This window comes from Agrobacterium sp. CG674, from assembly GCF_053521645.1.
The window spans coordinates 1-23445 of record NZ_JBNWDZ010000004.1; the positions used below are offsets into that span (position 1 = coordinate 1).

Here is a 23445-nt window from a genome sequence, read left to right on the forward strand (position 1 = left end):
TTCTACGATTGCGCTCACGTCCGATCGCAGTAGCGGTCTCGGCCTTCCATGCCGTGTTCTACCTTGGCCGAGCGTTCATTGCCCCTGTTCTCCTTCAACAGTACGGGCAAGATGTTATCTCCATCGTCGGGAAGGCGACGATGTACGAGGCCGTCTTGTACTCGGTAGCGATGCCGATGTCCTTTCTGATGATTATTCGAGAGGAGGAAAAGCTCCACCTGCTCCGGATGTCACAAACCGATCAGTTGACCGGGCTTGCAAACCGTCACGCCTTTTTTGAGCAGGCATCTCGGATCCTCCGGGAGCGGCATGGTGACCCCGTCTCACTGCTCGCCTTCGACCTCGACCACTTCAAGGCGATCAACGACCGTCATGGACATCCAACCGGAGATAAAGTTTTGCAGCTGTTCGCCGAAACCGCCCGCGAAGAAGCGGGGCCCGACGCGCTTATTGTCCGGCTGGGCGGTGAGGAATTCGCTGCGCTTCTGCCACGGTGCGACCATTCCCAAGCTCTCAGTCGCGGCTTCGCGATCGCAAGCCGGTTCGCCAATGCAACCGCGCGGGCAGAGGGCCTGAAAACCCAGGCCACCGTCAGTATCGGCCTTGCGGCACCAGACTGCCACGACCTCGCTGAGATGCTTGCAAGCGCCGATGGCGCGCTGTACCGCGCGAAAGCCCTTGGGCGGAATCGCGTTGAGACCGCACGGCCAAACGAATTGCAGCAGCACCCCCGAGCCGATCCCTTGCATCATCAGTTGCGGGTAGTGGCGACGGGGGCGTCCTGATTCAATGTAGCGCTTTTGCACGAGAGTGCCTTGAAAGGATATGAACCGGTGTGCCGGGCTTGTCCGAACAAACCACTGTATCCAAACGCAATTAAGGCCCTCCGCTTTAAGCTACGCCTCCGGCGCAAGACGGGAACGCATCCGTCTGTTAGCGCGCCGGAATGACGTGGCGCTGCGCCCTGGCGACGGTCGCCGGCACGCGCACATATTGCGCGACCCCAAGATCATGATCATAGTCGCCGAGGTGGAACTGCAGTCCGTTCAGGATCCGCTCACAGGAGTCGACGATCTTTTTGCGGTCCTTAATCGGGTTGCTGTGAAACAGCTCGTTGCGTGTCTCCTTGATGACGCGCATCGTGTCGTTAAACATGGTTTTCGTGAAACTGAAGCCGAGGACAGAGTCCGTGGCGAACATGTCGCGGATCAGGGGCCAATCCGCCTGCATAATCGACCAGAGGTCACCCAGGGTAAGGCAATAGTAGAACTCGTCGGTTTTGTTGTTTCCGGTAGCATTGTTGATATGCTGCTGATTGACCATATTGTCGAAAACTCGCCAGACAGCTTTCACGAAAGCTGGATTGACGGGCGTACCTAGAATGTTGGGAAAGGCAGTATAGGTCTGGCCGTTCTGCCGAGCATTGCGGATTAGCGTCCACCAGTCCATCCGCCCGAAGCGTTCTTCTAAATAATCGGCAAGCACCGAGCGCAGAGCGTTCTCCACCGCGAACACGAAGGGATAGATCGACGAAAACTCTTTCACCTTGCGGGTATAGATCCTGTGGATCACCAGCCTCTGCTCAGGTATGGGTATCTGCTGTAGAGCTTGGACCTGAACCCCTTCGCGGATACTATCGCGCAACAGGGTGGGGTTGAGGGTGCGCATATCAGCCTTGAAGTGATCCACCTGTGCGGGGTGGGGACGAATGTCAGGTATTCACCCAGTAGCTGTGATGTCGGCACATGCCGCTTGGTGATGCTGGACACTTGCTTCCCCTTGCAATGCGAGTCTGTTTTCCCTATAACATAGCTACTCGCTGAGTGGTGGCACAATGGTGTTGCGAGCCCATGGCCTTACCATGGCACTTGGAGAGTCTAAACGGAATTTGGCTAGGCGTGGTCTTCACAGACTGCGCTTTTAGTCATTCAGGGGTACTGCTGTGCTCTGATGTTCAACGATTTGGCATCCAATAGTGCATTCGCCTTGAACGGAATCGAACCGCTGACCCGTTGTTACTACGCGCCAATGGGAGACATGGCTCCGCATTTCGGTCGCGGTCGTGTCGGCCCCATCGCTGCAACGATAGGACCGATCCATGTCTTCGTGAAGCGTCAGTGGCCCCCCACCTTTGCGTTGGAGGTCCGTGCACCTGGAGTAAATCCGCGCACCCGCCCGGACCAAGCGATCAGAAGGGCGATGATCAGCAAAACGGTCAGCGCCCAGGGAAACGCCGTGGGCCCATACGCATCCAAAAGGATACCGCCAATGATTCCGCCACCTGCGATGGCGCCATTCCAGGCGACGACGTTCATCGACAGTGCAACGTCCGCACCATCACCCGCGGTGTCGGCCAGGGCGGTTTGCAAGAGCGTTGCGGCGCCGCCGAATGTCAGGCCCCAAATGGCAACGCCACCATATACCACCCAAGGCAACATCGAAACGATCCCGAAAAGCAGGGATACCAGTGCAAAGACGGCTAGACTGGTCAGCACGGTTGCTCGCAGGTGACGGTCGACCAGCTTTCCCGCCATCCAGATGCCGATGAGCGCGGCCAATCCAAATACCAGGAGAACAAGGTCGACCCGATCCCGCATCCCGGCCGACTGAACGAAGGGTGCGATATAGGTGTAAAGAATGTTGTGAGCGAGCATCCATGCAACGACAACGGAAAGGACCGATCGAACGCCGGGGGTAGAAAATACCCGAAGCAGGGGCAGTCGATCGCCCTTCTTCTGGCCTGGATAGTCCGGCACTTTCATTATGACCCAGCCGATCAGGATCAATGTCAATATCGACATGATCCAAAAGGCGGCTCGCCAGCCGACCTGCGCACCAAGCCATGTCCCCATCGGCACGCCAAGCGACAGCGCGATCGGCGTTCCTACCATAGCGATCGCCATCGCCTTCCCCTGTTGATGTGCAGGGACCATGCGTCGTGCATAGCCTGCCAAAAGGCTCCAAGCCAAACCAGCGGCAACGCCAGCAAAGAAACGTGCGAGCAATGTGAGTGTGTAGTTGGACGAAATCGCAGTCACAGTGTTGAAGATCAGAAACCCAATGATGGTGGACAGCAGGACTGTCCTGCGCCGCCAACTGCTTGTGGCAATGGTCAAAGGAATCGCCGCGAGCAGCGAACCGAGGGCGTAGACAGTCACCATCTGGCCAGCAAGGGATGGAGAAACGGCTAAACCCTCAGTGATCTGCGGCAGAAGCCCCGCGGGTAGGGTCTCTGTAAGAATACAAATAAAGCCAGTCATCGCCAGTGCCAGCAACCCAGCAACAGGCAATCGTTGGGTGTCCTTTTCAGATTCGGTAGTTTTCATTGATTTCATGGACCTCGATATATGGATCGGACGATACAGATATCGACATCAAGCACCCTTGGCAAGATATTCTGGATCGAATAGTACAGAATCAATCACGGAGGCACGATATGGCTCGAACTGGGCGGCCAAGGGCGTTTGACAGAGACAAGGCACTGGATGCCGCGATGATCCTATTCTGGGAGCAGGGCTATGAGCCGACCTCTCTCAATCAACTGAAAGCCGCGATGGGAGACATTTCTCCGGCAAGTTTTTATGCGGCCTTCGGGTCTAAGGAAGCCCTCTTCGACGAGGTCGTCCTGCGCTATCAGGCCTCCTACGGGCGCGTAACTGCAAGCCTAAAGAATGAGGCTCTGCCACCACGCGAAGCTATCGAGACGGCTCTGAGGCTTTCCGCAAGGATGCAAACCGACAAGACGCATCCGCCAGGATGCTTAATGCTCCTGGGGGCCAACAACTGTGCGCCCGAAAATCGTCACGTAGATGATGTGCTCGCAGCCGACCGGATGCGAAATCGTGCGGGCATCGAAACCTGCATCAGGCGTGCAGTCGATGGAGGAGAGCTTGTCAGCACCACGAATGTACGTGGGTTGGCGACCCTGTTTCATACCTTCCTGATGGGTATCGCATTTGAAGCACGGGACGGTGCTGATGGCGGCGATATCAACGAAGCTGTGACAGCATTGATGCAGATATGGGATCGGCACATGGCGACGTGAGAGTGGCCTGGGCAAAGGGGCGGTACTGGATGACTGCTTCGGGGCGACTGCAAACCAATTGTGTTTAGCTAAGCTCTTGATGGGAATCGAACCGAGATCCAGTGGTGTCAGCTTTTATAATACTGAAATATAAAAGCTTTTCGCTTCACGGCGCCCGCTGGTTTATCAATTTCGTTCTCTCAGCAACCGGGGTCGCGCAGGTGGTGCTTGAGAGGAAGCAGTGGCACGGAACCAATTCGAGGTTGGCAGCTCCAAATATTTTTTTTCAATCAAGACGCAACCGTTGATGAAGACAACCACCGAATCGGCAATAGTAGCGGTTGCATATTCTTTTGAGCCAAAGGTGCCGAATGCATTTGAGCCGTACCAATTATCGGTGGTTGTTGATCTTGAGTCGCAAATCAGTCTGTCGTTCACCTTGGATAACCGGAAACGCCTGGTTTTCCGGCCTTCCGAGCAGATTTAGGCCGAGTTCGGCGAACGGTCTCTGTTCTGGAGGGCACTCGCAGCAGGCCTCCCGTGCCGATGCACGCATGATGACCCCCAGAACATAAAGAGGGTACAGATATACGGTAAGCGGATCAGACGGAGAACGCGGGGACAGTCCGAAACCAAGGTGGCCGATCTTTGCGCTGAGCTCGGTATAACGCGCATTCGCTTTATCGATTTGTCTGACCGAAAGGTGAGTTGCGAGCGGATGGCAAACGCCTGGACGCCAAGACGAGCAAGAAATAGTAGCTTCTACTATCAGTCTTCAGTGTTGCTCAATTTTCGATAGAGCGCGAGCGCGTCGGGACTGAGAAGAGCGGGTTCGTCGCCGTTCTCAACCGCAAGGACCGTGCGGATTCGCTCTTCTTCCGCCAGTCGTCTCGCTTCGTCGTGGCCATATTTGCCGATATTGAACGTCCGGCTGATAGCTTTACGACGTCTTTTTGTTGCATGGTCATTCCCATGACCTCAACCTGCACCTCAATCCGGGCGATCCACCCACGTTTTTTTGAAATGGGCACCGGTCTGTGCGTAATAGACGCCAAGCAGGTTGCTTCCTTCAGAGCGGTTCTTGCGCACCTGCATGCGCATATCCGCGCCCAACACATGCCTCATGTTTCTTGGCTCTGTACTTAAAGCTCGCGAGATGGGGTCTTGCCCCAAAGCTGAATCATACCAGTTTGCCTAATTGACGCTCAACGGAATGACCGAGCGTCCGAACAAAGGCACGATAACGTAACGAAAAACATACTGGCCACATTAGGCCCGAATCGACAACCGATCTGGATCACCATAGAATGATTGGCAGGACGCCGGTCATTACAAATAATCCGTCGAGTGATCGCATCATCATCTACCGAGAAAGTACCCCATGGCACCCCGCAGACCGCTAAACCCACGAGACGCCGCCGAAGCCTTGTTTTCTGCGCCAAAGAAGGTCGCGGCACCTGCCGTGGAGAAACGGGCTATTCCCGGGACCAAGGAACTGGTGAGCTTAAAGATCGACAGCGATGTTCTGGCGCATTTTCAAGAAGATGGCCCCGGCTGGCAGGAGCGGATGAACGATGTTCTGCGGGCCACTTTGTTGGCGGCAGACGACAAGGAGGCTTGAGGCGGCGGCACGTCGTTTCTGGTTTTAGACGAGGGAAACCTTTGTGCCGCTATCCAGGACGATGTGCAGGTCTCGGATCATTCCGGCGGCCAGCAGAAACGTTTCCCGTAGCTGCGCATCATCAGCCAAGCCCTGTTTTGCCGCTGATGCCGTTGTCTTGATATCTGCAAGGGTATCGTGGCCGGGGCCTTTGGGTATGCCTGCGGCTTCGCGCAAATCTTCTATCGTTGCCACGGCGCGCTGCAGCATGTGGCGTTTATGGGACGCATCTACGCGCTCCATGCGGTTGGCATCTCGAACAAGTTCGCCAATTATATCTGTCGTCTGGCTCATGCTTCATGAAAATGCCAGTCGCGCCTGATACGTCAACCCTGGGTGGGGCGGAAATTCGCGATGGCTTTCATTTCATTTTACATGTGGTCGAACCGCATCACGCTTTGATGGTTATCTGATGCAGGCGATGCCGTTGCGAAGGCCGATGGGTGAGGATGCGACATGCGGACTGAACATTTTATGCTGCCCGAAAGCGACTGGGTGCCGAACAACCCGAACTTTCCCGTGATTATCTATCGGCAGATTGATTTGGCGGGTGGCTCTGCTGACTTTGAGGCTGTCTTTGCTGCCTGCGGGTGGACGGGCATTTGGCGCAACGGCGTTTTTGATTATCACCACTATCACAGCCATGCGCATGAGGTTCTGGGCATTGGGCGTGGGGGTGCCAAGCTTCAAATCGGCGGGCCGGATGGGCCCGTGCTGGATGTTAGCCAGGGGGACTGCCTGATACTGCCTGCCGGAACGGGGCATCGCAACATTGAGAGCTCGCCAGAGTTTCAGGTTGTTGGCGCCTATCCGCCCGGACAAAGTGCCGATATTCAGCGCGCTGCGCCGACAGCGGCGATGCTGGCCACGATTGCGGAGCTGCCCAGGCCAGACAGCGATCCTGTTCTGGCTTCATCTGGTGGTTTGAACGCGCTGTGGCAGGAGACGGCTGGGAGCGCGATGCGGCGCTGATGGGCTTGCAAATAAAGGGTTTGCACGGTGCTATCACGAAGATGGGTGATGGGCTGACGGAACAAACAGCGATCAGGCTTGTTGTTTTCGACTGGCTTAGTTTCTCATATGCGGTGCAAAATGGATCCTCGCGTTGATAACGCTGCTCTTCCCCTGCTTTCTTCTCAAGACCTTGAAGAAATTGACCGTTTTCACACCGCCTGGTGTGAGGAAAACGACGTGAGCAAAACCGACGAAAGAGCGGTGGAAGTGGCATCTGCCTTGATCGACTGGTACGTGAAGAGCCCATCCTACCGCCAGAGGGCCAAGCTGGACCGCCCGCCTGATGTGCCTGTTTCGCAGGAAATTGAGGCTTTGCTGAAAGACCTTGGACAGGCGACGTAGGCGGGAGGCGGTGCAGGATTGCTGGGTGCGGAGGCGACCGCTTTCAGCTTTCTGTCAGGTGAGAGACATCGGCCAGATTGATCATTGCGCGATTGCGAAAGAAATCGTCCTGACGCAGATGCGTGATGCTGCCGCTGGGTGCGGCGAAACTCATAAAGCCACACGCTCCGACAGGTATCTGCATCCAGGCTGCGATGACGAGGCTGAAGGTGAAGCCGTGGGTGACGATGATCTGCGTTTGGCACTCACGTTTCAACATCGCTTCCATGAACGGATAGACCCGGTGCGCAACATCTCGTCGAGACTCGGCTTCCTCGATGTTTCCACGATGATCCAGCCGGTCATTATCCGGTGCCGGTATATAGCGCGCATCCAGCCATTCCTGCGGCCTGCCTTCGGCTACGCCATAGCTGATCTCTCGTAACGCTTTGGTCGTTGTGACCGTTTGCCCGAAGCGGCTTGCGATGGCGTCGCCGGTTTGGGAGGCGCGCTGGAGGTCAGAGGAATATATTTCTACCTCCTCATCTGCGACCTTATGCGCCAAGGCCAGAGCGATTGCCGCGGCGTCCTTTCGACCCTTTTCGGTTAGGCCGGTATCGTACCAGCCACCCACCTTTTTCTCGATGTGGTGGAGGGATTGGGTGTGGGTGACTACGAACAGACTTCTCATCAATAATCTCGCCGATCATGTTCAGGTGTCGGCCAGCAAGGCCCACCGCTCGTGGTCCCGCCATTCGCCATCTATTTTCAGATATCGGGGAGAATACCCCTCCTTATGGAAGCCGACCCGTTTGATCAAAGCCAGAGATGCGGTGTTTGCGGGCTGGATGTTAGCTTCAAGCCGGTGCAGGCCGAGTTCATCGAACGCCTGACCGCAGACCTGCGCTACGCCCTCGGCCATGAAGCCTTTGCGGGAGAAGTCCACGGTGCCGTAATAGCTCAAATATGCACTTCGAAACACGCCCCAGACGATCTCGCTTAGATGAACGACACCAACAATCATCTCGGTTTCGGCCTCTCGAACAACGTATCCGATGTTGGGGCCAGTCAGCATTTTGCCATACCAGGCATCGAACCCGTCTTGATCAATGAAAGGTTTGACCCACGGAGAATGATAGGCGGCGCTTCTTCGATTGGCATCGAACAATGCATGTGCATCGGCGGGGACGACACGGGAAAGTTTAATCTTCGACATATCTGCCGATACCACATTGCGTTGTCGAAATTCAATCTGCAGGAAAGGTCTATTCGTCTCATGCCTGGAATGTTGACTTTTGCGATCAATTTTGGAAATAGCTAAAACACGGATGACTGATCCGCTATCGAAAGCAACAACCAGAAGGCACAATAAAATGATGTCACTGCCTGCCATCATCGGCATTTCAATCGGCGCTGCCGGATTTGCAGCATTCAGCCGCAAGAACAAGCCGTGGAGCTTCCTGAAGCGGATGGTTTATTTTATTGCGGCTACAGCTGCCATGTTGCTGATCATGCTGGCAGTCAATTTCGGCATATATTACGCGAACCACGGCGCATAATTCATGTTGCGGTAGGCGATTTTTGCAGGCTGCCGTGGAATTGTTGGTGCCAGCGCGGGATATTTTCTGGCAAAACGTGGCTTGTCTGTCGCGTTGACCGAGAAAGGGTAACAGTCTCCCGCTGTCACGGATACTCATCAGCGGCCATTGAGCCGGATGTCCAGACAGCAAAGGCGGGAAGGATCTTTCCTCCCCGCCCTGCTATGTGTTCAACTGCTGCGCTTACTTGGAAGCGGCAACGATCTGGTTGACCAGCGCATCGCCATTTGCCGAGATGAAGCCATCCCAGACAGGGAGCACGGCGGCCTGGAAGGCTGCCGCATCCACATCGCGATTGACCTTCATGCCCTCGCTCTCGAGCGTCGCGATCATGCCTTCTTCCTTGGCAATATTCATCTCGCGCTGCTTGGCCACGGCTTCTTTCGCCACCTCGGTGATGATCTTCTGCTCGTCGGCACTCATGCCCTTCAGGTTCTCGCTGTTCATCACCATGGCAAGCGGCGAATAGGCGTGCTGCGTGAGCGACAGATATTTCTGCACCTCGTTGAACTTGAACGAGACGACGATGCCGATCGGATGATCCTGCGCATCGACAACACCGGTTTCAAGCGCGGTATACAGCTCGGCTACGGGGATCTGCTGCGGATTGGCGTCCAGCAGCGCGAACATATCGTTCAATGCACGCGAGTTGTTGACCCGCATCTGCAAGCCCTTCAGATCGTCCGGCTGGCGGATCGGGCCCTTATTGTTTGTGATGTTGCGATAGCCGTTTTCCGGATAGCCGAGCACGGTCAGGCCATGCTTGGTAAACTGGCCGGAAATGCCCTGGCCGATCTCACCATCCAGCACCTTGTAGGCCACCTGACGCGTCGGGAAAATGAAGGGCAGCTCGAATACGCCAGCCTGCGGTACCAGGCCGGTGAAATTGTTGAGACCGGAAATCGTGATGTCGACGATGCCGGACCGCGCGCCATCGATCATCTGGGCATCATTGCCCAGCTGTCCTTGCGGAAATATGGTGACCTTGATCGCGCCCTTGGAGCGGGCCTCCACCTGCTCCTTGAAATAGATCGACATGGTCTGCTGGAGATCGCCCTCCGGTGCGGCATGGGCAAGCTTCAGCTGCGTCTCGGCAGAGGCTGACAGCGCGGTGCTAACGAGAAGCGCAGCGCACAGCCCGACAGATTTGAAGAATGTCTGCATGTAGGTTCCTCCCAGGTTTGAAGTCGCATGCTTCACTTCAACATGAACTGAAGCGGATAGGTTATGAGTTCGGGAAAGATCACGAACAGGGCCAGCAGCACGGTATAGGCAATCAGGAAGGGCGTAAGCCCCCGCATGGCAGCCGACATCGTGGTGCCGCCAACCCCGCATATCACGTTCAAGACAGTGCCGACCGGCGGCGTGATGAGCCCGATAGAGCAGTTGATGACGAACATCAGGCCGAAATAGACCGGATCGATACCGGCCATCTTGATGACCGGCATGAACAGCGGCACGAGGATCAGCACAGTCGGGCTGAGATCCATGGCCGTGCCCACGATGAAGACGATGATCATGATGATCGCCATCAATGTGCGGGGGCTGTCGAGGAAGGGTTCCAGCAGCCCGGCGAGCTGTTGCGGCAATTGCGCGACCGTGATCAGCCAGGAGACGACCATCGCAGCCCCTACCAAGAACATCACCATGGCCGTCGTGCCAACTGCAGCGACCAGCGTATGGTAGAGATCGATCCACTTCATCTCGCGATAAATAAACATCGACACGATGATGGCATAGACGGCTGCAACCACCGCCGCTTCCGTGGCAGTAAAGACACCGCTGCGAATGCCACCGATGATGATGACCGGCAAGAGCAGGGCCCAGAAACTCTCCTTGAGCGCTTTGCCCCGCGCAGGCCAGGACGCCTTTTCCATCACAACGAGCTTGTCCTTGCGCACGATGAACCACCACACGACAACCAGCGTCAGACCCATCATCAGGCCGGGTACGATGCCACCGATCAACAGCTTGCCGATGGATATGTTGCCAGCGACTCCGATGAGGATAAGCGGCAGTGAGGGCGGAATGACAGGCGCAATAAGACCGCCAGACGCAAGCAGGCCCAAACTGGTTTCCTGCGGGTAACCCGCCTTCTTCATCATCGGATAGAGGATGGAGACAAGTGCCGCCGCATCTGCCACCGCCGAACCCGACAGGCCAGCCAGCACGATGGAGGTGAAGATGGCAACATAGCCAAGCCCCCCCTTGCGATGGCCGACCAGTGTCATGGCGAGCCCGACAATACGGGCGGACAGGCCGCCCCGCGACATGACTTCGCCTGCGACAAGAAAGAAAGGAATGGCAAGTAGGGTGAAACTGTCGACACCATTGATGAGCGACTGCGCCAGGATGTCTACGCTGAACAGATTCATCTGAAGCATCATCGCCACAGCCGACAGAAGCAGCGCAAATGCGACCGGGATGCCGAGCAGAATGGCGACGATCAGAACCGTAATGAAAATGAAAAGCGTCATGCCACGTCTCCGTCATGGCGAGCCAAATGGCCGGAGGCCGGATTGACGAGACGCACGACTGCAATCACCACCATTGCGACGCCGGAAACCACACCTGAAAGATAGAAGAGACCCAGCGGCAAACCGGTCAGGGGCGAGATATTGACCCAATTGGATACCGTAACCCGCCACGAACCAATGACGAGCATCATGGAGGTGCCCAGCACCACCAACCAGCTCAGCCTGTTCAGCCAAGGCAGCCCGCGGGGAAAATACTTCTCGGCGACTTCCGGCATGCCCAGATGTTCGCTCCGCTTCAATGCAGACACGGCACCGATCATGACGATCCAGACAAATGCCAGCCGGGACAGCTCAACCGAGACCCGCAGGCCGGATGAAAAGCCATAACGCATGACCACATTGGTAAAGACCAGCGTGATCATTGATAGCATCAACACCGCCATCAGAATATCAATCCAGGTCCAAAGAAACGACAAAAGCCGGCCCATGGCACTCCTCCCAAAATTTCTCCCAGCCGCGTCATCATCGGACAGCAGCAGTGACTCCACTCACATGTCGGAAATTGTTATCGTTAACATTCGACAGCGTCAAGCGGTCTGCTGCGAGAAGTTGCGGTGAGTTGTTGAGGTTGTCGCCCCCTGATGAGCGATCAAATTCTGAGGCCTGCGAATTCAACGGCAGCTAGAAAATCTAGCCACTTAACGGGTCGCTGTATCTGTGAAATATCTGATTTTACTAACGAAAAACGCAAGGAAGCGAGCTACCGGAAAACACTGCGATTTTCGAGAAGAGGCTTCCGCCATCCATCCGCTCTATCTGACCTTTGGTCGAGGAGCGGGAAACGCCATGCCGTTGCAGAGCGATTTGCAATGAAGATGGCGTCAGAGGGATTTATCAGGTCCGGTCTGCTTCCGGCGTGCTGACGAGCGTGGCGGCGGCGAGATTGGCTGCCAGAAGAGCGTCTTTCATGGATTTATCAGATGCAAGTTCGGCGGCGAGGACACCGATGAACTCATCGCCAGCGCCATGCGTGCTTTCGACCTTAACCTTGACGGCGTCTATCGCGATTTCCTGTCCATCATGTTTGGAATAGGCAACACCCGAACCGCCAGCGGTTACGACCACCTCTGGAAACACTTTGGCAAGTTTGCGCGCGGCTTCCAGTGCGCCATCAAGAGTTTCCACCACGGGAACGCCTGCGAGCATTTCCGCTTCGATGGCGTTAACGACGAGGATATCGATGAGCGGCTGAAGATCGCTGGAGAGCATTCTGGCTGGTGCGGCGTTGATGAGAACGCGGCCACCGGCCTGCTTCACGGCCTTTGCGCCGATGACGTTTGCAGCATCGGGTATCTCATTCTGGAGAACAAGCAGCGACGTCTTTGCCAAGAGATCTGAAGCCGATGCGACATCGTCTTCGCCAAGCGTGAGATTGCTGCCGGAGACGATAACGGCGCCGTAATCGCCTTCATCATCAAAGATGGCGACGCTCATACCGGTGGATCGGGCGGCATCGCGCCGGACGTGGGTATAATTAACGCCCTTGCGTTCCAGATTGGCCAGCAGAAACCGGCCGAAATCATCGTCTGCAACGGCCCCGATCATCGAAGTCGGCATGCCGGTGCGGGCCGCAGACACGGCCTGATTTCCGCCTTTGCCGCCGCTTTTGGGATGCCAGGACGTGCCGGTGACCGTCTCGCCCTTGCGGGGACGGGATGGGCCCATGACGGCGATATCGTAATGCAGACTGCCAAAGACGGTGACGTGGGCGGGGGATGTCATGAAAGTCTATCTTTCCGTTTGGATTTGACGGCGGCCATGGTGCGATCAAGATTGCGTTCCGCCGCTTCATAGTCACGCTGCGCGACCGCCATGAAGACAGCGTCGAGAATATTCAGTTGAGCGATACGGGCAGCGGCATTTTCGCCCATCAGGGGCGAACCCTGCGCTGTGGAGCAAAGAACGACATCGGCAGCCTGCGCCAAGGCAGACGAGTTGTAATTGGTAACCGCAATCGTCTGCGCGCCGTTGCGCCTTGCAATCTGGAGCGCTTCGATGATGGCGGTGGTGTTGCCGGAGTGGGAAAAGCCAATGGCAATATCACCCTCCGTCAGAAGCGCCGCAGACATCAGCATCATGTGCACATCATCGAACACGGATGCACGAACGCCGATGCGCAGGAATTTGTGAGAGACATCCCGCGCGATCTGCGCCGATCCGCCGACGCCGTAGAAATCCCGATGCTTTGCCCTGTGGATGAGGTCGGCTGCCTTGTCGAAGGCTTCCATATCCAGAATAGAAAGCGTTTCCTCTAAGGCATTGATTGAGGTGCGAAAAACCTTCTGGACGATCTCTAGCGACGTATCGTTGACGGAGAGGTCCTGGTGCATTTCCGCAGTCGGCTGACGATTATACTGGCACACGGCTGTGCGAAAATCGCGGTAGCCTGAAAAGCCGAGTTTCTTGGTGATCTTGACCACCATGGCTTCCGAGACGCCAGCGTCATCCGCAATCTGTTTCAGCGATGTCTCATCGCTGAAATCGCGCATGGCGAAGACGGTATCAACAACCTTCGCTTCGAGGGGCGTCAGCAAGGGCATCATCATGCGAATGCGCGGGCCAACTGCCTTTGTGTCGAAGCTTTCGGAATTCATTCTCTTCCCCTTGTCGCACGATCAATCATCATGGCGATGAGGATTATAAGGCCAGTGGCGAGCAGTTGATAGAAGGCCTGAACATTCATCAACGTCAAACCATTGCGCATGGCACCCAGAATGATGGCACCGAGGATCGTACCGAGAATGCTGCCCTTGCCGCCCATCAAAGACGCGCCGCCGATGGCCGCCGCTGCGATGGCATCGAGCTCCCACAGGTTGCCAAGAATGGGTTCGGCAGCACCGAGGCGACCGATGAGGATGAGCGAGGCAAGAGCGGCCAGACCGCCGGAAATAACATAGGCCGTGATCTTCGTGCGCGCTATCGGAACGCCTGCCACATAGGCAGCTTCCTCATTGCCACCGACAGCCATGAGATATTCGCCAATCGGCGTCTTCTTAAGCAAGATCCAGGCGGCGATGGCAACGACTGCAACAATGAGAACCGGTGTAGGGATGCCGAACAGATTGCCGTTGAAGAGTGACCGGAACCCTGTGGGGATACCGAGAACCGGGTTACCGCCCGTATAGATCAGCGCGATGGCGCGGTATGTGCTGAGCGTTCCGAGCGTGACGATGAAGGGTTGCAGCCCGACATAGGCAACGAGACCGCCATTGATGAAACCGCAGAGAACGCCGACACCCAGACCTGCGAGAATGGCGAGCGGGATAGGCGTGCCAGCCACGAGAAGGCTGGCCGTGACAACGGCGGAAATTGCAGCCGTCGGGCCAACTGACAGATCGATACCGCCTGATATGATGACCAGCGTCATGCCAAGCGCCAGACACGCATTGATGCTGGATTGCTGAAGGATATTGACGAGGTTTCTCTCTGACAGGAAGCCCGGAACGAGAGCGGCGAATACTGCCATGATGACGATAAGACCGATCAGCGTTCCGGCATCGCGCAGCGAAAACGAGAAGCGGCGGAAGGCCGGGGCGGAGTTGGCGGGTGCGTTGGAAGTGCTGGTCATGGGTTGTCCTGTCAGTTTACACGGGCCGCGCAATGCGCGCGTCATCCGCGTCGGCATTCGCCCCTGGAATGGCATGCGCGACAATCGCGCTTTCGCTCAGTTGATCACGCTCAAGGGTCGCGGCAATCCGCCCTTCGCGCATGACCAGCACACGATCTGAAAGGCGTATGACCTCCGGAAGCTCGGAAGAGACAACGATGATCGAATGACCCTCGCGTGCGAGGTCTTCAATGAGATGATAGATTTCAGACTTGGCCCCGACATCAATCCCGCGTGTCGGCTCATCAAACAGCAGAATTTGCGACTTGGCTGCCAGCCAGCGCGCAATGATGGCCTTCTGTTGGTTGCCGCCGCTGAACAGGCGGATCGGGCGATCCAATTGGAAGGGGCGGAGATTGACGCGCTTCAACAGATCCTTTGCCGTGGCACGCAGCCTGGAATTGCTGATCATTCCACCGGACGAGAAGCTGCCGAGGGACGCCAGCGCCATGTTGGTGGCAACGGGGCGAAGAGGGATGATGCCTTCACGTTTGCGCTCTTCCGGCACCAGCCCGATGCCGGCGGCAATGGCATCACGCGGATTGGCAAAGCTCTGCTCCTTGCCGTCGATGCTGATCGATCCGGCGCTCAAGCGATCGGCACCCGCCAGCAGGCGCAACAGTTCCGTGCGACCGGAGCCGACGAGACCGGCAATGCCGAGGACTTCGCCCTTGTGCAAGGTGAAGGACACATCGCGAATTCTGGTGGCTGAGAAAAGGTTTCTGGCTTCAAGCTTGACGGTGTCGGTGACGAAAGAATTATGCTCTTCCTGCATCAATTCGCGACCGACCATCTTGGCGATCACGTCCTTTTCCGAGACCTTGGCAAGATCGACAATGTCCACCAGCTTGCCATCGCGCATGATGCTGGAGCGTTGGCAGATGCGGAACACCTCATCCATCTTGTGTGAAACATAGATGATGGAAACGCCGCTTTGCGACAGGCTGGCGATGACCTCTGCCAAACGATCGAACTCGCTCGGCGTGAGGCTTGAGGTCGGCTCGTCCATGGCGATGACCTTCGCTTTGTCGAGAAGCGCGCGACCGATTTCCACGATCTGACGCTGCGCGACCTTCAGCGACGATATCGGCGCGGACGGATCAATGGTTTTGTCGATCATCGACAGGGCTTCCGCAGCGCGGGCTTCCTGCTCACGACGGGACACGAACATGCCGCCCATATGGGTCAGCGAATGGCCGAGAAACATGTTCTGGGAGACGCTTAAATGCGGCACCTGCTGAAGCTCCTGATGGATCATCGCGATACCGGCAGCGCGTGCGTCCATCGGCTTCTTGAAGGCAACCGCCTCTCCATCAACGAAGACCGTACCAGATGTGGGGCGAAACACGCCAGACAGGATGCGCAACAGCGTGGATTTGCCCGCACCGTTTTCGCCGAGAAGTCCGTGGATCTCGCCGGGGGCAACGTCAAAGGAGACATCCGTCAGCGCGTTGACGCCGGGAAAACTCTTGGAAATCGTCTCGAATCTCAGTCGTGGCGTCATCGTTCCACCTCTCAGGCTGACGGGGAGGACGGCAGAACCGGCCTCCCCTGACCACGCATTACTTGGCAGTCTTGGCATCTTCCATCAGCACGGCGCGCACATCGACGCCCTCGCCCTGATAGCGGCTTAGATTATCTGCGGTGATGAGGGCCTGAGGTGTGGCAACAACGCGCGGCAGCTTTTGGCCAGCAACGAGACGCAACGCGGTTTCGAGTGCGACTTCACCTGTCAGAACTGGGAAGCTATCCACGGTGCCGGTGAGTTCGCCTGCCTTGATCGATGCATAAGCATCAGAGATACCATCCGTGCCGAAAACCGCGACCTTGCCCGCAAGCCCGGCGGCTTTGACGGCTTCGACAATGCCCAGCGCCATGCCGTCATTATTGGCATAAAAGCCAATCAGATCAGGGTGCTGGTTCAGAATATTGGTTGCGGCATCATACGATGTCTGACGATCCCAGTTGCCGGGAACGCTGGCCACGACCTTGAACTTGCCGCCTTCGCTGATGGCAGACTTGAAGCCATCGGTGCGCTGCACGGCGGCATACACCCCGGCCTGGCCTTCAACAATGGCCACTTTGCCGCCTTCTGGACGGTTTTGGATAAACCACTTGGCGACGCGCACACCATTGTCACGCTGAACGTTGCCGACATAATGCTCGGCCTGCGGAATGACGGCGTCATTGACGTTGACCACGGGAATCTTGGCAGCCTTCGCCTGTTCAATAACCGGCTGCAGGTTGGCATCCGTCTGCGGCGATACGAGCAGCACGTTATAGCCTTGCGTGATCATACCTTCTGCAATCGTCAACTGACCCAGTTGGTCACCCTCGCTCTGAGCAGCCTGATAGGCAACGGGAACGTTGAGCTTCTTGCCGAAGTCTTCGTATCCCAGCCCAAGCGAACGCCAGTATTCATTGGTCAGCGTCTTGGACACCGCACCGGCCTTCGTGCCCTCGGGCAGCTTGGGGAATGGGCCAAGCTTGGCTTCAAGCTGCGACCAGTCCATACGGTCCTTTTCCGTGTCCGAATTGAGCGGTGCAAGCTCCTGCGCAAAAGCGGCACTGAACAGGAAGCTGGCGGCAAGACCGGCAGCTACGGTCGTTTTCAAAAAGGTTTTCATCGGTTTCCTCCCGGATGGTGTGATTTTCGGCAAGCCTTCGGCGTGCCTTTGGTGAAAGGTTCAAATTTCGAGAATGTCAGCGGTATGGCTTCAGCCGAGCATGAGTTCCTGAATGACCGCCTGGGCTGAGACAGCGTCCTGACGTTCTACCGCGCCGGACAGGCGATTATCCTGCTCGATACGATCAACGATTTTCAGCATCCGCTTCACGGTCTGAATGTTCACTTCGCATTCGTGAACGGGGTCGAGGCCCGTCATGTCAGGGAAAGTGTCGAAATAGATGGCGCCATCATAACCGTCCTTGCGGATCTGCCGCAGAAGCTCGATCGTCTGCTGGGTATGAACAGCGCCAACCATGAGGCCATCGTCGCGCTTGGCGTAACCATCGTTGAGGTGCACGCCAAGCACGCGGCTGTAGCGAGCAATCAGGACGGCGGCAAAAGCAGGCTGTTCGTCAGCATAGAGAACATGGGCGAAGTCCAGCGTTACGCCCAGATTGGGCATGTCCACATCCTTGATGGCCAGAAGCGTGGTCGCACAATCTGGCATCAGGCTATAGGAACGCGGCTCGTTGGGCTTGTATTCGATACTGACAAGGCAATCCGGGTCATGCGCACAAACTTCACGGATTCCATCAATCTCGTATTGCCAAAGTGTGTGGTAGTCGGCCTGGAAAGCATAATCGAAACCATCCTGCCCCAACCACAAGGTCATCAGATTGCTGCCGGCGGCACGTGCGGCGTCGATGCCTTTTTTCGTCAGATCGATTGCTTCACGCCGCACGGCAGCGTCTGGATTGGTGAAAGCACCAATCTTGAAAGCCGGGTTCGTGTAATAGCGCATGGCAAAACCGTTGATCGAAAGGCCAAGATCACCAATCTGCCGTGCAAGAAGTGCTGGATCATCGGCCACATGGTCAGGATAATTGAGGTCGAGATCCGTCAGACCCTCAACCTTCGCAGCACGTTTTGCCATCTGCAACATGGTCGGCTTGCCGGAAAGATCTGGCCACTCGGCAGCAGGCTTGGAGGCAAAGGAATTCAGTCGGGTGGCGAATTTCAATGGGGTCACGGTCTTGCTCACTTCGATCGTTGTTGAGACAACTTCACAAATTAAAATGTTTTTGTAAAGCTTAATATGATGCGCATCGCATGAATTTGGCTTGAAGATGCAGTTTTTTCTGAAACGTTGCGCAATCTACAGACGTGCGAAAGCGTGCCGCCGGGTGTGCGGCAGTCACGCATGGTCAGGCAAATGCAGTCTTTTCAGTACGGCACCGTGTTTCGGTGACGTCAGCGCGCCATTGCGGTCTCGATTTCAGAAAGCGTCGGCATTGCAGGAGCCGTGCCGCGCCGTGTCACGGCAATACCGGCTGTCGCGCATCCGAACCGCACGGCCTCTAGCCGGTCTGTACCCCGCGAAAGTGCGGCTGCAAAACCACCAACGAAGGCGTCTCCGGCTCCGGTTGTATCGATGGCTGGACCGCATGAAATGGCAGGTACGTGCACGGACCGTTCCGGCGCATGAAACAACACACCACGCGCACCGAGCGTGATGATGGCCGCGCCGACACCTCGGGACAGCAAAATGTCACCCGCGCGTTTGGCATCATCAAGCGTATCGATTGGAAAACCGACGAGCGTTTCCGCTTCCGTTTCGTTGGGAATGATGAAATCGCAGAGACGGTAGATCTCGTCTGGAAACGCTTCCGCCGGTGCCGGATTGAAAATGGTCGTGACGCCTGCGGCACGGGCAATTTCTAGCGCAAGCTGCGCGGCACTTGCAGGTTGCTCCAGCTGCGTGACGAAGACTGCTGACTGCGTGATCGTGTCCCGCGCCTCTTCGACGTCATGAACATCGATCAGGCCTGCCGCCCCTGGATAGACGATGATGGCGTTTTCACCCGTCTTGTCGTTGACGTAGATGAAGGCAGCACCTGTCGGCTGGTGGTCGAGAACAGTGATTTTTGTGCGGACGCCGGCCTTTTCGTAAGTTTTCAGCGCGAGATCACCAAAAGTATCCTCGCCGATCTTCGAGATGAACGTGACGTCGGCACCAGCCTGTGCTGCGGCAACCGCTTGATTGGAACCCTTTCCACCCGGACCTACCGAGAAGCCGCTGCCGGTGATGGTTTCGCCTATGGCTGGCATACGCGGCGCGAGATAGGCCGTATCAGCAACAAAAATGCCAAGGATGGAAACGCCAGACTTCATACCAGACCTCATTTTACGGCGCCTGCGGTGAGGCCCTTCACAATGTAACGCTCAAGGAAAACGCCAACAAGGATTAGCGGCATGATGGCCGCTGTGGCAATAGCTGCCATGGACCACCAGTTGATGCCCTGCGACCCCGTCTGGCTTGCAACCATGACCGGCAAGGTCTTGGCATTCGAACTCGTCAGAAGGGCTGCGAAGAAATACTCATTCCAGCACAGGATGACGGAAAGAATGAAAGCCGCGACCATGCCGGGAAGCGCAATGGGCAGAACGATGCGCATGAAGGCACCCCAGATGGAGCAGCCATCCACCAGCGCAGCCTGCTCGAGCTCAACCGGTATCGTGTCGAACTGGTCGCGCATGATCCAGATAACGATCGGCAGCACCATCAGCGTATAGACGAGGATCAATCCGACCAGCGTATCGAGGAGCATCAGGTGCTTGTAAAGAACCAGAAACGGCATGGCCAGAACGACCGGGGGCAGGATGAGCTGCGACAGGAAGAAGAAGGAGATGTCCTTGTTCTTCATCCAGAGGAACTTGTAAGAAAAACGGCTGAGGCCGTAGGCTGCCAGTGAGCCGATGACCACTGCAAGGAACGACGCCCCAGCGGATGCGACGATGCTGTTGTAGAAACGGCGGATAAATTCATCCCGAACGGTGGATTGGGCAAAAATCGTATCCGGTGAAAGACCTAGGGAGCGCCAGCCTTTCCAGTCCGGTGTAAAATCCACGAAGGGAATGAGGTGCCCCTGCGTCACATTCACAGCCGTCTTGAAGGATGTGGTGATCGTCCAGTAGATCGGAAACAGCGAGACGAACGCCCAGAAGACCAGCGCCGCATAGATCAACAGACTGCTGGTCAAAAACTGCGGACGGCGCGACCAGAGGCTTGGCCGTGTCGTGGATGGTTCAACCTGTGTTGCCATGAGCTTCAGCCTCAATTGTCGCGTTGCATCCACCGGCTCGCCCCTTTGAGGATGAGCGCAACGAAAATGATGATGATGACGAGATAGAATTCCGCAAGCATTGTGCCATAGCCGACATTCGAGCGGTCTCTATATTCGCGGAAGATAAAGCTCGACACGGTATCCGTCGCCCCACCTGGCCCACCAGCGGTAACGTTGATGACGATATCGGCAAGCTTGAGCTGGAAGATGATGCGCAGGATGATGACGGTGATGCTGACCGGCAGCATGAGCGGAAAGGTGATTTCCTTGAAACTCTGCCAGCCGGACGCGCCATCCACCTTCGCGGCTTCCTTGATTTCAGAAGGCAGGGCCTGAAGGCCAGCAAGCAGCAGGATCATCATGAAGGGAATGGACACCCAGGCATCCATGGCCATGATCGAAGAACGCGCGAGCCACGGCGTGGAGAAGAAAGCCGGATTATCCCAGCCCAGATGGCGCGCAAGCGTGGCGGCCGGGCCGAAGCGATATTCCATCAACGACTTGCCGATCATCCAGCTGACAGCAACGGGGCTCAGCATCAGCGGCAGCAGGAAAGCGACGCGGAAGAATTTGCGCGCCTTGATTTCAGCGTTAAGCAGCAGCGCCAATCCAAACGCGATGGCATATTGCACCAGAACCGACAGAACATAGAAGACCATGTTTAGCATGGCATTCCAGAAATACCGGTCTGCAAACAGGGTGCGCAGATTGTCGAGACCATTGAAACGGCGACCGGCAGCGGCGCTGAGGTTCCAATCCGTAAAGGCGATGTAGAGGCCGAACACAGTCGGAAACACGACCATGGCGACGGTGAACAGAACCGCCGGAAGCACGAAGGCGGCCCGCTGGCCCGCCTCGCCGCGGATCAATATCTGTGCGGCGCAAAGCGACGTTGCCCAGATGATGTAAGCATAGAGCAGCGGCTGCCAGTTGACGAGACCAAACGCGGTCCAGCCCGCAGCGTCGGATATCTGCAAAGCGAGCACGGTGAAAAGCAGGATAGTAGCGGCCACCAGCAAAAGCTTGCCGCGTTTTGCAGCACTTGCCTGAACAGGCGCCTGCCCCACGGGCTGCAAAGCTGGCGTTATCGTATGCGACATGGGCAAACCTCAAGGCTGGAAAGCCGTCTTCAATCGGTCTTTGCTCAGGCGGCACGTGATTGTGCCGCCTGAGACAATGGTTTCAGGCATCACACACCGAGAGACGCCTTATAGAGCGCGATCTGCTTTTCTCGGCCCAACTGGTCGGTGATCTTTTCCCAGGCAGCGGCAATGGCATCTGCCCCTGCCTGTGCCGTGGCCTGTCCGGCAAACACCTTGGCGAGTTCATCTTCCGCCACGCTGTAATACTGGAAAATACCCGGTATGCGTGGCTCGATGGCAGCGTTGGGGTGGTTGTAGGAGTTGGACTGTGACGCGAGATAGCTCGAGATGAAGGCCTCGTCGTAGCCCGCTGCAACCCATTCCTTGATGTTGAACTGGCTCTTGCGATAGCACTGGAAGCCGGATGGATAGGCAGCGGTCCACAGCGCGATATCCTTGCCGCCAAGATGAGCTGCCGCACTCCAGGCAGCTTTTTTCTTTTTCTCGTCGCTATCGACCCGTGCCATGACATAGACGCCCCAGCCGAGATAGGCCATGTTCGGCGCATAGTTGGGGCCGCTGGCAAGCGTGTCCCATTTGCCGGTCTTAGCGTTATAGACATCATCAGAACCCGGCAGAATATCAAAGCCGATGGTCTCGCCGATAACGGATGTATCGCTGGTGCGTGCTGCCGCACCCACGTCACCCCACCAAGAAACCATTGAGCCGGTGCCAGCCAAAAACTGCTGGAATGCCGCCGTGCCTGGATCGGCGTTGAGCTGATCCCCCGCTTCCGATGGCAATGCGTCGATCACGTCCTGAATGGCGCGCACCCAGGCAGGATTGTTGATGCGTGGCTTCATCGTATCGGTGTCGAACAACCAGGCCTTGTCATCCGGGTGCTTGGCATAAGCCGTTGCGCGGCTGCCGAGGAAGTAGAAGCCAAAACCGCCCCATGCCTTTGGCGAATCGAGATAGCCAATAGCGTCTGTGCCGCCAATCTTCTTGCCCTTGAGGAACTTGGTAACTTCCTGGACCTTCTGCCATGTCTTCGGCACGCCCCACTCGCCCTTATGGCCTTCATCTCTCCAAGCCTTGGCCAAATCCCGGTCGGTGAAATAATCCGTGCGATAGTTGAAGTTGTGGCAATCGCCATCGACAGAAACGCGGTAGGTCTTGCCATCCCAGGTTCCGACGGGCGCCTTCAGGTAATCGACGTAATCATCCATATCGATCTGGGTTTTGACCCAGTCCGGCATTTCAGAAGCCAGCCCCCTGCCACAGACATCGCCTTCGAACGGCGCGCCCATTTCAAGAAGGTCGAAATCGACAGTGCCGGTGGCAATGGCCTGCTGAAGACGTGGGTTATAATCGGCCTGCGCCAGATCGATCCATGTGATCTTGGCACCGGTGTAGTCTTCCCAGGGCTTGAGAAAGCCACGGAACAGAACGTTGTGGAGGTTCTGGTTGTTCAGCCCCATGAAGGAAAGCTCGACACCGGCGAATTCGCCTTGCTTGACGGTTTTCTTGGTGGCTTCAAGACACATCTCGCCGACTTTTTGCCAATCGGCATCGGTTGGGGAGCCCTTACCGACACCCGGCACCTGCAAAATCTGCGTGCGCAAGGATGCGTCCTGCGCGTAAGCCGCACCGAACGGGCCGAGCATACTGCCCGCAGCCGCTACGGCACCAAGGCTTGCGCCTGTCTTCAACATGGCGCGGCGGCTTAGGCCGATCGCCATCATTCTCTCGAAATCGCTGACTTTCATGCGGTTCTCCTCCCGTTGATTTGGCGTCGTCACCGTCTCC

Annotated in this window: 25 protein-coding genes; 6 read left to right on the forward strand and 19 right to left on the reverse strand. The window is 56.6% G+C overall.

What is annotated here, in order from left to right; translation table 11 throughout:
- Nucleotides 1-785, forward strand: a 785-nt coding sequence (locus ACQZ51_RS12410) for a GGDEF domain-containing protein (RefSeq protein ID WP_448777606.1), incomplete at its 5' end; no start/stop codon positions are given.
- A gap of 148 nt (nt 786-933) precedes the next feature.
- On the opposite strand, the gene ACQZ51_RS12415 is transcribed toward ACQZ51_RS12410, so the two are convergent.
- Nucleotides 934-1668 carry a hypothetical protein gene (locus ACQZ51_RS12415; protein ID WP_448777608.1) on the reverse strand — a complete coding sequence of 245 codons (735 nt, stop codon included), beginning with the start codon at nt 1666-1668 and terminating at the stop codon, nt 934-936.
- A gap of 446 nt (nt 1669-2114) precedes the next feature.
- On the reverse strand, nt 2115-3326 hold the full coding sequence (locus tag ACQZ51_RS12420; protein ID WP_448777610.1) for an MFS transporter: 1212 nt from the start codon (nt 3324-3326) through the stop codon (nt 2115-2117).
- 110 nt (nt 3327-3436) lie between these two features.
- On the opposite strand from ACQZ51_RS12420, the gene ACQZ51_RS12425 reads away from it, so the two are divergent.
- Nucleotides 3437-4045: a TetR/AcrR family transcriptional regulator gene (locus ACQZ51_RS12425; protein WP_173999187.1), complete on the forward strand. Its 609-nt coding sequence runs from the start codon at nt 3437-3439 to the stop codon at nt 4043-4045.
- A 969-nt stretch (nt 4046-5014) separates the two neighbouring features.
- Here the strand turns inward: ACQZ51_RS12425 and ACQZ51_RS12430 are convergent.
- Nucleotides 5015-5149: a hypothetical protein gene (locus ACQZ51_RS12430; protein WP_448777612.1), complete on the reverse strand. Its 135-nt coding sequence runs from the start codon at nt 5147-5149 to the stop codon at nt 5015-5017.
- A 256-nt stretch (nt 5150-5405) separates the two neighbouring features.
- Between ACQZ51_RS12430 and ACQZ51_RS12435 the strand changes: the two genes are divergently transcribed.
- The gene (locus tag ACQZ51_RS12435; RefSeq protein WP_448777613.1) at nt 5406-5645 is read left to right on the forward strand and encodes a BrnA antitoxin family protein; all 240 of its coding nucleotides are present in this window, start codon (nt 5406-5408) and stop codon (nt 5643-5645) included.
- Nucleotides 5646-5669: 24 nt separating this feature from the next.
- Here the strand turns inward: ACQZ51_RS12435 and ACQZ51_RS12440 are convergent, their stop codons facing one another.
- A complete protein-coding gene (locus tag ACQZ51_RS12440; protein ID WP_448777614.1) occupies nt 5670-5978 on the reverse strand; it encodes a hypothetical protein in 309 nt (102 codons plus the stop codon).
- A gap of 162 nt (nt 5979-6140) precedes the next feature.
- Here ACQZ51_RS12440 and ACQZ51_RS12445 point away from each other — a divergent pair, with 162 nt between their 5' ends.
- Complete coding sequence (locus tag ACQZ51_RS12445) at nt 6141-6656, forward strand: cupin (protein WP_448777615.1); 516 nt, start codon at nt 6141-6143, stop codon at nt 6654-6656.
- A gap of 219 nt (nt 6657-6875) precedes the next feature.
- Nucleotides 6876-7040 (forward strand): hypothetical protein, encoded by a 165-nt coding sequence (locus ACQZ51_RS12450; protein ID WP_155398925.1) that lies wholly within the window; start codon nt 6876-6878, stop codon nt 7038-7040.
- Between the two features lie 43 nt (nt 7041-7083).
- On the opposite strand, the gene ACQZ51_RS12455 is transcribed toward ACQZ51_RS12450, so the two are convergent.
- Together ACQZ51_RS12455 and ACQZ51_RS12460 are read right to left on the reverse strand one after the other, a co-directional pair.
- On the reverse strand, nt 7084-7710 hold the full coding sequence (locus tag ACQZ51_RS12455; RefSeq protein ID WP_448777616.1) for a histidine phosphatase family protein: 627 nt from the start codon (nt 7708-7710) through the stop codon (nt 7084-7086).
- A gap of 21 nt (nt 7711-7731) precedes the next feature.
- Nucleotides 7732-8415, reverse strand: a complete 684-nt coding sequence (locus ACQZ51_RS12460; RefSeq protein ID WP_448777617.1) for a GNAT family N-acetyltransferase — start codon at nt 8413-8415, stop codon at nt 7732-7734.
- Between ACQZ51_RS12460 and ACQZ51_RS12465 the strand changes: the two genes are divergently transcribed.
- Nucleotides 8393-8578, forward strand: a complete 186-nt coding sequence (locus tag ACQZ51_RS12465) for a hypothetical protein (protein WP_192064546.1) — start codon at nt 8393-8395, stop codon at nt 8576-8578. The genes ACQZ51_RS12460 and ACQZ51_RS12465 overlap by 23 nt on opposite strands.
- A 222-nt stretch (nt 8579-8800) precedes the next feature.
- Here the strand turns inward: ACQZ51_RS12465 and ACQZ51_RS12470 are convergent, their stop codons facing one another.
- From ACQZ51_RS12470 to ACQZ51_RS12530, 13 genes are all read right to left on the reverse strand, one after another.
- Nucleotides 8801-9781: a DctP family TRAP transporter solute-binding subunit gene (locus ACQZ51_RS12470; RefSeq protein ID WP_448777619.1), complete on the reverse strand. Its 981-nt coding sequence runs from the start codon at nt 9779-9781 to the stop codon at nt 8801-8803.
- Nucleotides 9782-9813: 32 nt separating this feature from the next.
- Nucleotides 9814-11094, reverse strand: a complete 1281-nt coding sequence (locus tag ACQZ51_RS12475; RefSeq protein WP_192064582.1) for a TRAP transporter large permease — start codon at nt 11092-11094, stop codon at nt 9814-9816.
- Entirely contained in the window at nt 11091-11582 is a 492-nt protein-coding gene (locus ACQZ51_RS12480) for a TRAP transporter small permease (RefSeq protein WP_448777621.1), read from the reverse strand. Before ACQZ51_RS12480 ends, ACQZ51_RS12475 begins: the two co-directional genes overlap by 4 nt.
- Nucleotides 11583-11988: 406 nt before the next feature.
- Nucleotides 11989-12876: a ribokinase gene (locus ACQZ51_RS12485; protein ID WP_448777623.1), complete on the reverse strand. Its 888-nt coding sequence runs from the start codon at nt 12874-12876 to the stop codon at nt 11989-11991.
- On the reverse strand, nt 12873-13748 hold the full coding sequence (locus ACQZ51_RS12490) for a MurR/RpiR family transcriptional regulator (RefSeq protein WP_448777625.1): 876 nt from the start codon (nt 13746-13748) through the stop codon (nt 12873-12875). The genes ACQZ51_RS12485 and ACQZ51_RS12490 overlap by 4 nt, the downstream gene beginning before the upstream one ends.
- On the reverse strand, nt 13745-14722 hold the full coding sequence (locus ACQZ51_RS12495; RefSeq protein WP_042618768.1) for an ABC transporter permease: 978 nt from the start codon (nt 14720-14722) through the stop codon (nt 13745-13747). Before ACQZ51_RS12495 ends, ACQZ51_RS12490 begins: the two co-directional genes overlap by 4 nt.
- 16 nt (nt 14723-14738) lie before the next feature.
- Nucleotides 14739-16265 (reverse strand): sugar ABC transporter ATP-binding protein, encoded by a 1527-nt coding sequence (locus tag ACQZ51_RS12500; protein WP_448777627.1) that lies wholly within the window; start codon nt 16263-16265, stop codon nt 14739-14741.
- Between the two features lie 58 nt (nt 16266-16323).
- Nucleotides 16324-17388 (reverse strand): sugar ABC transporter substrate-binding protein, encoded by a 1065-nt coding sequence (locus ACQZ51_RS12505; protein WP_448777629.1) that lies wholly within the window; start codon nt 17386-17388, stop codon nt 16324-16326.
- A 90-nt stretch (nt 17389-17478) separates the two neighbouring features.
- Nucleotides 17479-18450, reverse strand: coding sequence for a sugar phosphate isomerase/epimerase family protein (locus ACQZ51_RS12510; RefSeq protein ID WP_448778317.1), 972 nt, complete (start codon nt 18448-18450; stop codon nt 17479-17481).
- Nucleotides 18451-18680: 230 nt separating this feature from the next.
- A complete protein-coding gene (rbsK, locus tag ACQZ51_RS12515; protein ID WP_448777631.1) occupies nt 18681-19601 on the reverse strand; it encodes a ribokinase in 921 nt (306 codons plus the stop codon).
- An 8-nt stretch (nt 19602-19609) separates the two neighbouring features.
- On the reverse strand, nt 19610-20533 hold the full coding sequence (locus ACQZ51_RS12520) for a carbohydrate ABC transporter permease (protein ID WP_192064589.1): 924 nt from the start codon (nt 20531-20533) through the stop codon (nt 19610-19612).
- A gap of 11 nt (nt 20534-20544) precedes the next feature.
- A complete protein-coding gene (locus ACQZ51_RS12525) occupies nt 20545-21654 on the reverse strand; it encodes a carbohydrate ABC transporter permease (protein ID WP_448777633.1) in 1110 nt (369 codons plus the stop codon).
- An 89-nt stretch (nt 21655-21743) separates the two neighbouring features.
- Complete coding sequence (locus ACQZ51_RS12530; RefSeq protein ID WP_448777635.1) at nt 21744-23405, reverse strand: sugar ABC transporter substrate-binding protein; 1662 nt, start codon at nt 23403-23405, stop codon at nt 21744-21746.
- Nucleotides 23406-23445 lie beyond the last annotated feature (40 nt).

What these genes read in the sequence shown, in the direction of transcription:
- ACQZ51_RS12415 (WP_448777608.1), bottom strand. Translation starts at nt 1,668, where the DNA reads ATGCGCACCCTCAACCCCACCCTGTTGCGCGATAGTATCCGCGAAGGG.
- ACQZ51_RS12420 (WP_448777610.1), bottom strand. Translation starts at nt 3,326, where the DNA reads ATGAAAACTACCGAATCTGAAAAGGACACCCAACGATTGCCTGTTGCT.
- ACQZ51_RS12425 (WP_173999187.1), top strand. Translation starts at nt 3,437, where the DNA reads ATGGCTCGAACTGGGCGGCCAAGGGCGTTTGACAGAGACAAGGCACTG.
- ACQZ51_RS12430 (WP_448777612.1), bottom strand. Translation starts at nt 5,149, where the DNA reads ATGAGGCATGTGTTGGGCGCGGATATGCGCATGCAGGTGCGCAAGAAC.
- ACQZ51_RS12435 (WP_448777613.1), top strand. Translation starts at nt 5,406, where the DNA reads ATGGCACCCCGCAGACCGCTAAACCCACGAGACGCCGCCGAAGCCTTG.
- ACQZ51_RS12440 (WP_448777614.1), bottom strand. Translation starts at nt 5,978, where the DNA reads ATGAGCCAGACGACAGATATAATTGGCGAACTTGTTCGAGATGCCAAC.
- ACQZ51_RS12445 (WP_448777615.1), top strand. Translation starts at nt 6,141, where the DNA reads ATGCGGACTGAACATTTTATGCTGCCCGAAAGCGACTGGGTGCCGAAC.
- ACQZ51_RS12455 (WP_448777616.1), bottom strand. Translation starts at nt 7,710, where the DNA reads ATGAGAAGTCTGTTCGTAGTCACCCACACCCAATCCCTCCACCACATC.
- ACQZ51_RS12465 (WP_192064546.1), top strand. Translation starts at nt 8,393, where the DNA reads ATGATGTCACTGCCTGCCATCATCGGCATTTCAATCGGCGCTGCCGGA.
- ACQZ51_RS12460 (WP_448777617.1), bottom strand. Translation starts at nt 8,415, where the DNA reads ATGATGGCAGGCAGTGACATCATTTTATTGTGCCTTCTGGTTGTTGCT.
- ACQZ51_RS12470 (WP_448777619.1), bottom strand. Translation starts at nt 9,781, where the DNA reads ATGCAGACATTCTTCAAATCTGTCGGGCTGTGCGCTGCGCTTCTCGTT.
- ACQZ51_RS12475 (WP_192064582.1), bottom strand. Translation starts at nt 11,094, where the DNA reads ATGACGCTTTTCATTTTCATTACGGTTCTGATCGTCGCCATTCTGCTC.
- ACQZ51_RS12480 (WP_448777621.1), bottom strand. Translation starts at nt 11,582, where the DNA reads ATGGGCCGGCTTTTGTCGTTTCTTTGGACCTGGATTGATATTCTGATG.
- ACQZ51_RS12485 (WP_448777623.1), bottom strand. Translation starts at nt 12,876, where the DNA reads ATGACATCCCCCGCCCACGTCACCGTCTTTGGCAGTCTGCATTACGAT.
- ACQZ51_RS12490 (WP_448777625.1), bottom strand. Translation starts at nt 13,748, where the DNA reads ATGAATTCCGAAAGCTTCGACACAAAGGCAGTTGGCCCGCGCATTCGC.
- ACQZ51_RS12495 (WP_042618768.1), bottom strand. Translation starts at nt 14,722, where the DNA reads ATGACCAGCACTTCCAACGCACCCGCCAACTCCGCCCCGGCCTTCCGC.
- ACQZ51_RS12500 (WP_448777627.1), bottom strand. Translation starts at nt 16,265, where the DNA reads ATGACGCCACGACTGAGATTCGAGACGATTTCCAAGAGTTTTCCCGGC.
- ACQZ51_RS12505 (WP_448777629.1), bottom strand. Translation starts at nt 17,388, where the DNA reads ATGAAAACCTTTTTGAAAACGACCGTAGCTGCCGGTCTTGCCGCCAGC.
- rbsK (WP_448777631.1), bottom strand. Translation starts at nt 19,601, where the DNA reads ATGAAGTCTGGCGTTTCCATCCTTGGCATTTTTGTTGCTGATACGGCC.
- ACQZ51_RS12520 (WP_192064589.1), bottom strand. Translation starts at nt 20,533, where the DNA reads ATGGCAACACAGGTTGAACCATCCACGACACGGCCAAGCCTCTGGTCG.
- ACQZ51_RS12525 (WP_448777633.1), bottom strand. Translation starts at nt 21,654, where the DNA reads ATGTCGCATACGATAACGCCAGCTTTGCAGCCCGTGGGGCAGGCGCCT.
- ACQZ51_RS12530 (WP_448777635.1), bottom strand. Translation starts at nt 23,405, where the DNA reads ATGAAAGTCAGCGATTTCGAGAGAATGATGGCGATCGGCCTAAGCCGC.